Origin of the sequence: Paracoccus onchidii (assembly GCF_028294535.1) — a bacterium.
In the GTDB taxonomy this organism is placed as follows: Bacteria; Pseudomonadota; Alphaproteobacteria; order Rhodobacterales; family Rhodobacteraceae; genus Paracoccus; species Paracoccus onchidii.
Window position 1 is genome coordinate 194,721 of record NZ_JAQBIE010000008.1, and the last position, 12,788, is coordinate 207,508.

Genomic DNA, 12,788 nt, shown 5'->3' on the forward strand with positions numbered 1-12,788 from the left:
GATCCTGACTGTTCCAATATGAAATGAAAGCCTGACAGATGAATCTGAATGACCCGAGCCTGCTGTGTTCCAATGCCTATGTGAATGGCAAGTGGATCGCCGCCCAAGAGAATGGCATTGATGTCAGCAATCCGGCAGATGGCGCGATCATCGCCGCCGTGCCGTCCTTGCCTCAGGAAGAAATCGAAGCTGCGATTGCGGCGGCCAAGGCCGCACGGGCCGATTGGGCCGCACGGCCGGCCAAGCAGCGCGCTGCGTTGTTGCGGAAATGGCATGACCTGATCATCGAAAACGCCGATGATCTGGCTCAGATCCTGACCGCGGAACAGGGCAAACCCCTGGCCGAGGCCAAAGGCGAAATCCTGTCGAACGCAGCCTATCTGGAGTGGTTCGCCGAAGAAGCCAAGCGCGTTTATGGCGAAGTTATACCGACACCGTCTTCCGATCGCCGGGTCATCGTGATCAAGCAGCCGATCGGCGTTTGCGCGGCGATCACGCCTTGGAACTTTCCCAATGGCATGATTACGCGAAAGGCCGGACCTGCACTTGCCGCAGGATGTCCGATTATCGTGAAACCCGCATCCCAGACCCCGCTTTCGGCGCTGGCGCTGGCGGTTCTGGCCAGGCGGGCAGGGTTGCCAGCGGGTGTATTCCAAGTTGTGACCGGCAAGGCCAGCATGGTCGGAACCGTGTTCTGCAAAAGCCCCGATATTGCCAAGATCAGCTTTACCGGCTCGACCGAAGTCGGGCGCTGGCTGATCCGCGAAAGCGCCGACGACATCAAGAAACTGTCACTCGAATTGGGCGGCAATGCCCCATTCCTGGTGTTCGAGGATGCCGATCTGGACGCTGCGGTCGAAGGTGCCATGATCGCCAAGTTCCGCAACTCGGGGCAAACCTGTGTTTGTGCGAACCGCATCTATGTGCATGAAAGTCTGGCCGAAGAATTCGCGAACCGGCTGGCAAAGGCCGCGGGGAACCTTGCGATAGGGCAGGGAACCGAAGCTGGGGTTGAACAGGGGCCGTTGATCGATATGGCCGCAGTCGACAAGATCGAAGCACATATCGCCGATGCTTGCGATCGTGGTGCCCGCGTGCTGACCGGAGGCCAGCGCCATGCATTGGGCGGCAGCTGGTTCGAGCCGACGGTGATGGTCGATGTCAGCCCGCAATCGCGTGTCGCACGGGAAGAAACATTTGCCCCCCTGGCCCCGGTTATTGCCTTCAAGACCGAGGACGAGGCGATTGCATTGGCCAATGACAGTGAATTCGGCCTGGCCGCATATTTCTATAGTCGCGATCTGGCGCGTGTTTTCCGCGTGGCCGAAGCGTTGGAGACGGGTATGGTGGGGATCAATACCGGTTTGATCGCAAATGAAGCCGCGCCGTTCGGCGGGATCAAGCAGTCAGGGTTGGGTCGGGAAGGTTCGCGACACGGTATCGAAGACTATGTCGAGATGAAATATCTCTGCATTGCGGGAATGTAGGGTCGACAACCCGAAGCGACGCAGCATCAGAAATGGGCTGCGTCGCTCTATTTTCAGGCGTTTACTGGAACGTGCCGGGCATCAGCGTTCGCGGCAGCCAAAGCGCGACCTCGGGGAACAGGATGATCAGCAGCAGGATCAGCAGCATAGGCAGCAGGATGATCACCACGTCACGCATGACATGAACAACATTCATGCCGCCTATGGCCGCCGAAATCAGCAGGCATAACCCATAGGGCGGGGTCACAAGCCCGAATGCCAACGAGATGATGCCGATAATCGCAAAGACCACCGGATGAATATCTGCCGCATCCGCCACAGGCAAAAGAACGGTGCCCAGAATGATGATGGTGGGGATGGCATCGATGAACAGCCCGAAGAACAGGAACAATCCGGCGATGACCAGGGCGGTGCCAAAGCTGCCGACCTCCAGCGATGTCATGAAGCCGACGATCAGCCGCGGCACCTCGAAAAAGGCCAGCATCCAGCCGAAGGCCGATGCGGTGCCAATTGCAAACAGGGAGATCGCGGCAAACCGGCCGGTATCGTAAAAGATGTGACCCAGATCACGCAATGTCACGGTGCGATAGACAAACATCCCCAAGATCAAGGCATATGCCGCAGCAATGATTGCGCTTTCGGTTGGGGTGACGATGCCGCCCACGATGCCGCCGACCACCAGAACCGGTGTCAGCATGGCCAGGAACGACCCACGAAGTGCCTGCCAGAAGGCCGTCAGGTTCGGGCGTCCTTCGGTCGGATAGTCATAGATTTTTGCATAGCAATAGACGGTGGTCATCAGCGCCAACCCGATCATCAATCCCGGAACCGCTCCGGCCAGGAACAGGGCACCGACCGAGACCTGCATGACCCCGCCCCACACGACCATGAGGATGCTGGGGGGGATAATGACCCCCATCACAGATGAACAGGCCGTGATGGCGATCGCGAAACGGCGATCATAGCCTTCCTTGACCATTGCGGGGATCAGGATCTTGCCACAACCGGCCGCATCGGCCGTCGATGACCCCGATATTCCGGCAAACAGCATCGAGACAGCCACGTTGACATGCCCAAGGCCGCCGGGCAGCCAACCGGTCAATACGCGCGCAAGCTGAATCAGGCGATCAGTGATCTTGCCCGAATTCATCAGGTTCGCGGCCAGCAGAAAGAACGGAACAGCCAGTAGGATAAACGAGTTATAGGACTGGAACATCCGGTCCAGCACGATGAATGGTGTCAGGCGCAGATCCATGACCACCAGCGGCATGGTTGCAATGCCTAGGGCAAAGGCCACCGGCACACGGATCAGGACCAGCAGGATGAAACCGCCAACCAGTATGGCGCAGGCAAGTCCGGTCGAGACAATCATGATGCCACCTTCGAATTTTCGCGGTAATCGCGGATCACGCCGCCCAATCGGACAAGCGCAAAGATCGCCCAGATTGCCCCGGCCAGGGGAACCGAAGCAAATGTCACCAGCTTGTTGACGCGCATCATGGTCGATTGCTGCATTGCACCGAATTTTGCGTATTCAATACCATACCAAGCAAAGACCAGCGCGAATGCGGCGACCAGCACAAGCACGATACCTTTTTGCAGCAGCACCCCCAGCGGACTGAGCGCGTCAGGTGTCACCTGCACATCGAAATGCGTGCCATCCCACACCGCGATCATCGAGCCGATCATCACGATCCATACGAAGATGAAAGTCGCCAGTTCTTCGGTCCACAGATAGACGGGAATGATGCCGGAATAGCGCGCGATCACCTGCATGCCGACGGGGATTGCCAGGGCCGCAACAAGCAGCCCCAGGGTGACCCTCAGCCCGTTGCAGAATATGTCGATCACCTTTTCCATTCTTTTTTGCCTTGTTTGGGATCTGACCTTCCACCGATCGGGGCATCCCTTGCCCGACATGTGATGTCGAACGGGTCGGGATGCCCCGCGGTGGTGGGGTTTACTTGGCGCGGATCGAGGTCAGCAGCTCGGTCGCATCAAGGCTTGCAGCGTATTCATCCTGGACTGGCGCCACCATTTCCAGCAACTGGTCGCGATTGGCGAATTCATGCACGGTCAGTTGACCCGCATCGACCATTTCCTGCAGCTTTTCACCATCCTCACGCGATTCCAGCTCGCGGCCGAATGCCCCGGCTTCGGCACCTGCCTTCAGCACGGCGGCTTGCAGGTCTTCGGGCAGCTTGCGGAAGGATTTTCCGCTCATGACGATGGGGCGCACCGTGATGGCGTGCTTGGTCAGCGTCACATGGGGCGCGACCTCATAGAACTTGAGGTTCTGGATACTTGCGGCCTCGTTCTCGAAGCCGGCGATCACACCTGTCTGGATGGCGTTATAGACTTCGTTATAGGCGATCGCCGATGGCGCCGCCGTCAAGGCCGAGAAGATCTGTGCCTGGATCGGTGCCCCCATGACGCGCATCTTGAACCCGCCAAGCTCGTCCAGATTTTCGATGGGTTCCTTGGAGATCACATTGCGCACGCCGCCACCGGTATAGCCGATGACCATGATATCGGCCTTTTCCAGAAGCTCCTGTTCCAGCGGCGCCAGAACGTCGCTGGACAAGGTGGCTTCCCAATGGGCCTGATCGCGGAACAGGAACGGCATATCCATCAGCGGGATCGAAGGCGCGAATGTGGCCATGTTGGAAGGCGCCATGATCGTATAGTCGATGGCAACGCCTTGCTGCAGGAAGGTGACGTAATCGGCTTCGACGCCCAGCTCACCGTTCAAGCGCAGGTCGAAGGCAACGTCACCGTCGTAATTTTCGTCGACCAGTTCCGCGAATTTCTGCATCGTCTTGGTAAAGGCATGTTCTTCGTCAAACATGCTGGCCCCGCGCAATGTCACATCCTGCGCGGATACGGCGCTGGTGCCTGCCATGAACACCCCGACCAGAGTCGCGACGCGGGTAAGGGTTTTGGCTGAGTTGAAGATCGTCATATGTTCCTCCCTGAAACATTGTCCTGCCGTGATGGGTGATGCGTGCAGGTCGTGATGGGGGCAGGGTGCCTGATGTCCGTTATGGATCGTTTCCGGCACCTGCTGCCGCCCGAATATTTGCCGTGCCGTCATTCAGGGCGCGGCGGCCGCAAGGCGTCTGCTCCTCTGCGTGCCCTGCGTGGTCGGGGTCAGCTGAACAGCACCCCTCCGTTGATGTCGACATTGGTTCCGGTCATGAATGCCGAGTCATCGGTTGCAAGGAATGTCACCAGATTGGCGACATCTTCTGGGCGACCTTGCCGTTTGACCGGGGCCGCGGCTTCAAAGCCCTTTCTGGCCTCGTCCTTGGTGTGGATGTTGTGAAAATCGGTGTCGATCATGCCGGGGCACAGCGCGTTGACCCGAATTTCCGGTCCCAGCTCTTTTGCCAAACCGCGGGTCATGGTCATGACAGCCCCCTTCGAGGCTGCATAGGCAACCGACCCATGCCCGCCCCCGTCGCGCCCGGCCTGGCTGGCCAGATTGACGATCGCCCCGCGTTTCATATGCGCCAGCACGGCCTGGGTCATCATGAAGACGCTGGTCAGGTTCAGGTCCATGACCGCCTGCCAATGCGCAAGGGGCATTTCCGGGATCGTCTTGCGCGCGATCATGCCGCCAGAATTGTTGACCAGAACATCGATGCTTCCAAAGCGTTCCGTGGTCGCAGCAACCAGCGCGTCGACACCTGCCTGTGTGCTGAGATCTGCCTGCACGGCGATTGCGTTGCCGCCCGCCCCGGTGATTTCGGCCACGGCAGAATCCGCACCATCGCTGCTGGCAAAGTAGCTGATGACGACATTCGCGCCCTCTTGAGCCAGTTGGATGGCACAGGCGCGTCCGATATCTCGGCCACCGCCGGTCACGATGGCTGTCTTGCCGCCCAGTTTCATATGACTTTCCTTTTCCTCTGCTTCGGAAACATCGCTGTCCGAATCACTCCCGTTCAAACTGGTATACTAGTCTATAAACTGGAATACTAGTCTTTGTTGGTGCAGATGTGCTAGAAGGTCATTCAACGGTTCGATCGCTGGAAATCCTGCGACTGAACGTCTAACAAGTCGCGACACCAAGGATTGGCGGGATGGAGCAGCTGAAGCTGAGTGGAGAAAGACGAACCAGCGTGGATGAGATCTTTGATTTCCTCCATGAAGAAATCGTCTCTTTGCGATTGCGCCCCGGTGACAAGATCTCCGAGGCCGAGATCGCGGCAAGGTTTGGTGTTTCGCGCCAGCCGGTGCGCGATGCTTTCAGTCGATTGGCCAATATCGATCTGCTGCTGATCCGCCCGCAGCGCGCCACCGAGGTAAAGCGATTTTCCGCGCAGGCAATCGAGAAGTCCCGCTTTGTGCGCGCCGCCGTCGAGGCCGAGGTGCTTCGCCGCGCCGCCGTAAACTGTGATTCAGGCTGGCGTGCGCGCCTGGATGCCGCGCTGGACGCCCAACGCGCGGCCATGGAGGCGGGCGATTTCGACGCGTTTGGCAAGCTGGACTACGCGTTTCACCAAACGCTGTGCCAGATAGCGGGCACCGAATTCGCCTTTGATGTGATTTCGTCAGAAAAGGCCAAGGTCGATCGGCTGTGCGTTCTTGGATTGTCCAAGGAAAATCGCATGCCGGATTTGCTGCAGGATCATCATGACATCGCCCACGCGGTGCAGCGGGGCGACGCAGAGGGGGCCGTGGCCGCCGCCATGCATCATCTGTCGCGACTGGATTCGACGATTGCTGAAATCTCGGCATCCAATGCCGGCTATTTCGATCCCGAACCGGGATAACACGGCAAGCTGTTCGCAGGCCGTTACCAGGCTGCCGTTTTGCCAAAGGCGCAGATATCGGACAGTTCGTCGAAACTTGCCGGGCCGGCGCCCATGACAGGGGCAGGGTGGGTGAAGGCCGCGCCGGTCGGGAATGGCAGCACTTTTCCCCCCGCTTCCAGGATCAGCGCATAGGCAGCCATACAGTCCCAGGCGCACATTCGAGGTTCCACATATCCCACCAGCCGACCTGCGGCGACCCAGGCCAGCATCAGTGCACCCGACCCGTAACGGGTCCATGCCGAGCCGGCCTTCATCAGGTCGGACAGCATTTTCCCGACCCTTTCGGGATCAACCCGGTCATTCGCGCCGATACCCAGCAAGCCGGATCGAAGATCACCTGTCAGCACCCCCAAGGGTCTGCCGTTCAACGTAGCGCCTTGGCCGCGCGCACCCGCGAATACCTCGTCCAGAACCGGGGCCACGATCACCCCCAGCGCCGGACCGTCCGCGTCATGCCCGCCGATTGAAACACACCAACCCGGCAAGCCGTTCAGATAAGGTGCGGTACCATCGATCGGGTCGATGACCCAGGTAAATCCCGATGAGCCCTGTTCGTGGCCATGTTCCTCGCCCAGTTGGGCATCTTCGGGGAATGCGCGCGCAAGTGCCTCGCGGATCAGTGTTTCAACATTGCGATCCGCCTCGGACACAAGGTCGGTGACATGGCGTTTGGTTTCGATTTCCAGCGCGTCACGCCGGTGGAAATATTCCAATGCCAACGCCGCCGCATCGCGCGCGATCTGTTCGGCGACCTGCAATCGTGTGCCCAAGTCCATCATTGTGCCTCCGGGATCAATGCCAGTCCCCGAGGGCGCAATTCCAGCGTGACCGGGGCACCAACGGGCAGGGGGCTGTCACTTTCGTCGTCGACAACGAAAATTCGTCCGAGTGCCCCGTCTATTTCATATTCCACGTGATCACCCAGATAGGCCGATGATGCGACCGTTCCCGTGACACCGGGACCGTCGTTGCGCACACGTGCAGCGTTTGACCGCATGGCAAGCCGCGCCGGTCCTTCGCCCAGACCCCGAGCGGGAAGAGTGATAACCGAGCCGCCTATATCGACGCGCGCTTCGGCGCCGCCGACCGACAGGATGCGTCCGCTGATGATGTTTGCCTCGCCGATGAAATCGGCAATGAATTCCGATTCCGGCGCTTCATACAGGTCGCGTGGCGATCCCATTTGCGCGACGACACCATCTTTCATTACCACGATGCGGTCGGAAACGGCCAGCGCCTCTTCCTGATCATGCGTCACGTAAACGGCGGTGAACCCCAGCCGTTGCTGCAGGTCGCGGATTTCCGTGCGCACCTTGCGACGCAGGCGTGCATCCAGATTCGAAAGTGGCTCATCCAGCAACAGAACCTGGGGTTCCAGAACCAGCGCACGTGCTACGGCCACGCGCTGCTGCTGACCGCCGGACAGTTCGGCAGGCAGGCGCTCTGCCAGACCGTCCAGTCCGACAAGCGACAATGTCTTTTCCGCCCGTTCACGTGCCGGGCCGGGTTTGAGGCCGCTGGCCTCAAGACCATAGGCAACGTTCTGTATCACGCTCATATGCGGAAACAGCGCATAGCTTTGAAACACCATGGCGACGTCGCGCCGGTCGGCGGGCAGACGTGTCACGTCCTGACCACCCAGCAGAATTTGCCCCTGTGTCGGACTTTCCAGCCCGGCCAGCATGCGCAATGTGGTGGTTTTCCCGCATCCCGATGGCCCAAGCAATGTCACCAGTTCACCGGGTTGAATTGTCATTGACAGATCAGGAATCGCGGTGAACTGGCCAAAGCGTTTCTGAACGTTGCGGAACTCGACCGCGCCTCTGGTTTGGGTCATGCGTTGACCTCCTGTGTTGCGGCTTCAGCCCGGGTTTTCTGTTTCAGTTCGCGACGTCCGATCCTGCGTTCGCCCACAAGCAGCTGAAAGCCGCCGATCACGGTGATCATCACCAGGATCAAAACCGAGGAATAGGCGATTGCTATGCCGTATTCGCCGTTCTCGACAAGTCCGACAATATAGGCCGTCGCCATGTTGTATTTCGCGCTGACCAGAAAAATCACCGCGCTGATCGACGTGATCGCGCGAACAAAGCTATAGACCAGCGCAGCCAGGATCGCGGGGCGCATCAAGGGCAAGATGATCTTGCGCATTGTGCGCCCCGATCCCGCGCCCAGCATCAACGAGGCTTCGTCCAGTGACCCGTCCAGCTGGGCCATGGCAGCCACACCCCCACGCACCCCGACAGGCATGTTGCGGAAAACGAAACAGGCGATCAGGATCGCGGCGGTGCCCGTCATCTGCAAGGGCGGAAGGTTGAACGCGATGATATAGCTGATCCCGATCACCGTTCCGGGGATTGCAAAACTCATCATCAGCGCGAATTCAAAGACCCCGCGTCCCGGGAAGCGTTGGCGCACGATCAGCCATGCGGTCAAAAGCCCGACGGCGGCTGTCAACGGTGCGGCCCCCAGCGCGATTCCCATCGTGGTCCAGAAACTGTCCCACGCCACGCCGGTCCAGTGCCAGCCATCTGTGATCGAAACGCCAAAAGCCCGAACATAGTGGTCAAAGGTCAGCGAATGATCCAGCCCCCAGACTTTCACAAAGCCACCGAACAGGATCATGGCGTAGACCGTGATGGTAAAGGCTGCCCAGGCCGTTGCGATGGTTATGACCGGCCATGCAACGCGGCGCGGCAACAACGCGTGGCGACCGCCATCCCCTTTGCCGGTGACGGTGGCATAGTTCTTGCCCGACAACCAGAAACGTTGCGCCAGAAACGCCGAAAGGGTGAAGAACAGCAATACACAGGCCAGGACGGTCGCCCGGGCCGGGTCGTTCTGAGCACCGACGACGGCGAAGAAGATTTCGGTCGACAAGACACCTCCGGACCCCCCAAGCACCAGAGGATTGCCGAAATCCGCCATGGATTCGATGAATCCGATCAGAAATGCATTGGCCAGTCCCGGCGCCATCAGGGGCAGTGAAACCTTGCGGAACGTGCGCCAGCGATCGGAACGCAAGGTTTGCGAGGCCTCTTCCATCGACGGTGACACGCCCTCGACGACGCCAATCAGCACCAGGAACGATATCGGCGTGAAGGACAGCATTTGTGCCAACCAGATACCGGTCAGGCCATATAGCCAACGGCCCAGTTCATAGCCCGTGGCCATTTCTATCCATTGCGTCACCGTGCCCGCGCGCCCCAGAAGCATCGTGAGGGCAAGGCCCACAACAAAAGGCGGCGTAATGATCGGCAGGACGGTCAGAAGGCGCAGCGACTTCTTGAAGCGAAATCGGGTGCGGGTCACGACCAGCGCGAATACCAGACCAAGCACGGTCGTGCCGGTGGCTGTGCAAAGCGCCAGAAAGAACGTGCGCCACGCCACGCCGCAGTTCCCGCCCACAAGGCAGGCCAGTGACCAGATCTTGGGATCAAAGATGTTATTGCGCACCCCGACGGTCGTGAAAGAGCCGTCAAAGTCCTGAAACGCGCCCGCAAACATCGATATCAAAGGATAAAACACAAAGACCGCGACCAGCAGCACCAGCAACGTGATCGCGCCCAGCACAAAGGCATCCCCTTTCAGCGCCCCCCGTTCAGCAGCGCCAAAGGCAATCAGCAGGGAAAAAACGACACCCAGCACGATTGCACCTGCGCCGAATGCCTGTTGTCCCTCGATGTTCCCGAAGGCGGCTGTCAACACCCCCCAGTTCCAGCCGCGCAGGCCAATCGACAGGCTTTCGATCATCAGCCACAGCAGGCCGGCCACACCGACGGCAATCAAATGTGAACCGCGCGCGCCGGGACGCCGGCCAAAACGCAACCAGAACGCAGCCAACATAAGCACCAGCACGGGCCAAAGCTGCCAGCGGCCGTCAAGGGCCTGAAACAGGCCGGGCCAATGCTTGGCCGTCTGGGCATAACTTTCCAGCCACTCAAAGCTGAAAAAACCTTGCCGCACGCGATACCAAGGCAGTGCAATCAGTGCGAAAAGACCGGCCGCCAGGACCAGATCCAACCTGCGGTTATCTGTGTTCATGAAGATGCCTGAAAATTTCAAGGGATCGCGCGCCCCATGTGGCGCGCGATCTGGTCGACGAGGTCAGGTCATTGCAAAGGCAGGCTGCCGACCTCTTCGTCCCAGCGTGCCAGCAATTCCTTGCGGCGTTCGGCGCTGCCATATTGCGCAAAGTCATAGTCGATCAGTTTCAGCGCAGTCAGGTCCGGCGCTTCTTTCGGAGGCGTGGCCGCGGCATTGGACGGGATCTGGTATGATCCGGCGTCAGGCATCATGTTCTGCACCTCGGGCGTCAAAACCCAATCGTAGAAGATCTTGGCTTCTTCCTCATTCTGGGCGCCGTCGATCAAGGACATCGAGCCAATTTCATATCCCGTTCCTTCACAGGGTGAGCCGACTTCGATCGGAAATCCTTCGACTGCCTGAGCGACCGCATCGTGTTGGAACACGATGCCCAGACCGGTTTCGCCTCGCGCAGCGGCCTTTACCGGGGCAGACCCCGACTTGGTATACTGAGAGACGTTTGCATGCATCTTCTTCAGATAGTCGAACGCCTCGTCTTCACCCATGATCTGCACCAGCGTGGCGAGGGTGGTATAGGCAGTTCCCGATGAATTCGGGTCGGCAATCTGGATTTCGCCCTTCAAGGCCGGATCAAGCAGATCGGCCCAACATTGCGGTGCCTCGATCCCCTTGTCGGCAAAAATTTCCGTGTTGAAGCCCCATCCAAGCGCACCTGAATAAACCCCGACCGTGTGATAGTCCGACGTTTCCGCCTGTCCGCGCGCCCAGTCTTGCAATTCGTCCAGCATCGGTGATTTGTACTGCGTAGACAATCCATCATGGGCCGCCTGAAGATGCGGGTCGCCAGTTCCGCCCCACCACAGATCGGTCTGCGGGTTGCGCGCCTCGGCGCGCACCTTCGCGTATGCCTCGCCCGAACTCAGGCGAACCATATTTACATCGATCTCGGGGTGGCTGGTTTCGAATTCGCTGACCAGCTTTTCGCAAATCACAACATCTGCGGAACAGATCAGGTTCAGCTCTGCGGCCATCGCGCCGGCGGGAAATGCGGCGGCGCTGCCCAGCAGCAAGTATTCTAGTGTCTTCATTCCATCCTCCCATATGTCCCGATCTCCGAGCCGGGCATCCGTGCATTTGCACAGCTGTGCAACAGGCTGTCCGCAGATTCGCTTTGTGTCAAGAAAATGTTACATATATAGCAGTAGAACTGAATATTCCGGAATTGCTCAGGTGTGCAGATAAATGGGAAAAAGGCAGGTCAGCGCACGTGATGTTGCCCAACTTGCGGGGGTATCGCGCACTGCGGTTTCAAGGGCATTCACGCCCGGGGCGTCGGTCGCCAAGGAAACCCGCGCCCGTATCGAGGCGGCCGCAGAGCAGCTTGGATACCAGGTGAACCACCTGGCCCGCGGGTTGATTACCGCAAATACGGGCCTTGTCGCGTTGATCGCTGCCGAGGTCCAAACGCCCTACAGATCGGCCTTGTTGGCCGCGCTGACCGAACAATTGCAGGCGGCGGGCAAGATCGGGCTTCTGATCAACACGGATCGTTCCGATGCAAGCGTCGCCCAGGCCCTGAAACAAGCAATCGCCTATCGCACCGATGCCGCAATCGTTCTGTCCGGCATGCCAGACAGCTCATTGACCGAGACCTGCCTGCGCAATGGCATGCAGCTCGTGTTGATCAATCGCGATGACGAACGGGCAGGGACGCTGATGATCAGGGTCGACGATATCGGTGCCGGACGTCAGGCCTTTGCAGCGCTTGCTGCCGCCGGATGCCGTCACATTGCCTTGGCGAATTCCGCAGCGGGCACCGCTAGCTTGCAGGACCGTGCGATCGGCTTCCGACAGGCGGCGGCAGAGGCGGGCCAGAAGATCACCGAAGCCGAGGCGGGACCAACCTCGTACCAAACCGGGTTGGATCTGGGCACAGGATTGCTGTCACGGAAGGATAGGCCGGACGGAATATTCTGTACCACGGATCTGATTGCATGTGGCGTCATGGACGCGGCCCGGACGCGATTGCGCTTGAAGATTCCCGACGAGGTGTCGGTGATTGGCTTCGATGATATCGAGCAGGCCGGCTGGGAATCCTATGCCCTGACAACCTTCCGCCAACCGGTCGAGGATCTTGCACGAACGGCAGTAGGTTCGTTGGTCGACCTGGCTCGTGAGCACAATCTGCAGGCGCGGAAGACTCTGCCAGTGCAGATGATCTGGCGCGGCACAATACGCCGCTAGCGGTTCCGTGAAATCATCTGATGACAAAGTCGCCTCCGAAGCCTTTTTTGATCCATAATCAAGATTATTGTATAAATTCTTGTGTCGAAGCCAGATAGGAATGTCTCGAACTGGCAAAGTTGATTTGTCGCCTCGGGTCTGACGGATGACGCTTGCGGCATCGGAAAACGATCACGAGGGACAGCGTCAT

Annotated in this window: 11 protein-coding genes; 3 read left to right on the plus strand and 8 right to left on the minus strand. The window is 59.1% G+C overall.

Annotation, left to right across the window (positions count from 1 at the left end; all coding sequences use genetic code 11):
• Positions 1-38 precede the first annotated feature (38 nt).
• The gene (locus PAF17_RS07880; protein WP_271888553.1) at positions 39-1,487 is read left to right on the plus strand and encodes an NAD-dependent succinate-semialdehyde dehydrogenase; all 1,449 of its coding nucleotides are present in this window, start codon (positions 39-41) and stop codon (positions 1,485-1,487) included.
• Positions 1,488-1,548: 61 nt separating this feature from the next.
• Here PAF17_RS07880 and PAF17_RS07885 read toward each other — a convergent pair whose 3' ends face one another.
• The 4 genes from PAF17_RS07885 to PAF17_RS07900 form a co-directional block, all read right to left on the minus strand.
• Positions 1,549-2,859 (minus strand): TRAP transporter large permease, encoded by a 1,311-nt coding sequence (locus tag PAF17_RS07885; protein ID WP_271888554.1) that lies wholly within the window; start codon positions 2,857-2,859, stop codon positions 1,549-1,551.
• Positions 2,856-3,347 (minus strand): TRAP transporter small permease, encoded by a 492-nt coding sequence (locus PAF17_RS07890; protein ID WP_271888555.1) that lies wholly within the window; start codon positions 3,345-3,347, stop codon positions 2,856-2,858. Before PAF17_RS07890 ends, PAF17_RS07885 begins: the two co-directional genes overlap by 4 nt.
• A 100-nt stretch (positions 3,348-3,447) precedes the next feature.
• On the minus strand, positions 3,448-4,449 hold the full coding sequence (locus PAF17_RS07895) for a TRAP transporter substrate-binding protein (protein WP_271888556.1): 1,002 nt from the start codon (positions 4,447-4,449) through the stop codon (positions 3,448-3,450).
• Positions 4,450-4,637: 188 nt separating this feature from the next.
• A complete protein-coding gene (locus tag PAF17_RS07900; RefSeq protein WP_271888557.1) occupies positions 4,638-5,381 on the minus strand; it encodes an SDR family NAD(P)-dependent oxidoreductase in 744 nt (247 codons plus the stop codon).
• A 191-nt stretch (positions 5,382-5,572) separates the two neighbouring features.
• On the opposite strand from PAF17_RS07900, the gene PAF17_RS07905 reads away from it, so the two are divergent.
• Complete coding sequence (locus PAF17_RS07905; protein ID WP_271888558.1) at positions 5,573-6,265, plus strand: GntR family transcriptional regulator; 693 nt, start codon at positions 5,573-5,575, stop codon at positions 6,263-6,265.
• Between the two features lie 23 nt (positions 6,266-6,288).
• Here PAF17_RS07905 and PAF17_RS07910 read toward each other — a convergent pair whose 3' ends face one another.
• From PAF17_RS07910 to PAF17_RS07925, 4 genes are all read right to left on the minus strand, one after another.
• Positions 6,289-7,086, minus strand: coding sequence for an inositol monophosphatase family protein (locus PAF17_RS07910; RefSeq protein WP_271888559.1), 798 nt, complete (start codon positions 7,084-7,086; stop codon positions 6,289-6,291).
• Entirely contained in the window at positions 7,083-8,144 is a 1,062-nt protein-coding gene (locus tag PAF17_RS07915; RefSeq protein WP_271888560.1) for an ABC transporter ATP-binding protein, read from the minus strand. Before PAF17_RS07915 ends, PAF17_RS07910 begins: the two co-directional genes overlap by 4 nt.
• The gene (locus tag PAF17_RS07920) at positions 8,141-10,351 is read right to left on the minus strand and encodes an ABC transporter permease (RefSeq protein ID WP_271888561.1); all 2,211 of its coding nucleotides are present in this window, start codon (positions 10,349-10,351) and stop codon (positions 8,141-8,143) included. The genes PAF17_RS07915 and PAF17_RS07920 overlap by 4 nt, the downstream gene beginning before the upstream one ends.
• Before the next feature lie 68 nt (positions 10,352-10,419).
• Positions 10,420-11,442, minus strand: a complete 1,023-nt coding sequence (locus tag PAF17_RS07925) for an ABC transporter substrate-binding protein (protein WP_271888562.1) — start codon at positions 11,440-11,442, stop codon at positions 10,420-10,422.
• Between the two features lie 154 nt (positions 11,443-11,596).
• Between PAF17_RS07925 and PAF17_RS07930 the strand changes: the two genes are divergently transcribed.
• Positions 11,597-12,598 (plus strand): LacI family DNA-binding transcriptional regulator, encoded by a 1,002-nt coding sequence (locus tag PAF17_RS07930; RefSeq protein ID WP_271888563.1) that lies wholly within the window; start codon positions 11,597-11,599, stop codon positions 12,596-12,598.
• Positions 12,599-12,788: the final 190 nt, after the last annotated feature.

Excerpts from the sequence above, each read along its gene's own strand:
- PAF17_RS07880 (WP_271888553.1), top strand. The coding sequence starts at position 39 with ATGAATCTGAATGACCCGAGCCTGCTGTGTTCCAATGCCTATGTGAAT.
- PAF17_RS07885 (WP_271888554.1), bottom strand. The coding sequence starts at position 2,859 with ATGATTGTCTCGACCGGACTTGCCTGCGCCATACTGGTTGGCGGTTTC.
- PAF17_RS07890 (WP_271888555.1), bottom strand. The coding sequence starts at position 3,347 with ATGGAAAAGGTGATCGACATATTCTGCAACGGGCTGAGGGTCACCCTG.
- PAF17_RS07895 (WP_271888556.1), bottom strand. The coding sequence starts at position 4,449 with ATGACGATCTTCAACTCAGCCAAAACCCTTACCCGCGTCGCGACTCTG.
- PAF17_RS07900 (WP_271888557.1), bottom strand. The coding sequence starts at position 5,381 with ATGAAACTGGGCGGCAAGACAGCCATCGTGACCGGCGGTGGCCGAGAT.
- PAF17_RS07905 (WP_271888558.1), top strand. The coding sequence starts at position 5,573 with ATGGAGCAGCTGAAGCTGAGTGGAGAAAGACGAACCAGCGTGGATGAG.
- PAF17_RS07910 (WP_271888559.1), bottom strand. The coding sequence starts at position 7,086 with ATGATGGACTTGGGCACACGATTGCAGGTCGCCGAACAGATCGCGCGC.
- PAF17_RS07915 (WP_271888560.1), bottom strand. The coding sequence starts at position 8,144 with ATGACCCAAACCAGAGGCGCGGTCGAGTTCCGCAACGTTCAGAAACGC.
- PAF17_RS07920 (WP_271888561.1), bottom strand. The coding sequence starts at position 10,351 with ATGAACACAGATAACCGCAGGTTGGATCTGGTCCTGGCGGCCGGTCTT.
- PAF17_RS07925 (WP_271888562.1), bottom strand. The coding sequence starts at position 11,442 with ATGAAGACACTAGAATACTTGCTGCTGGGCAGCGCCGCCGCATTTCCC.
- PAF17_RS07930 (WP_271888563.1), top strand. The coding sequence starts at position 11,597 with ATGGGAAAAAGGCAGGTCAGCGCACGTGATGTTGCCCAACTTGCGGGG.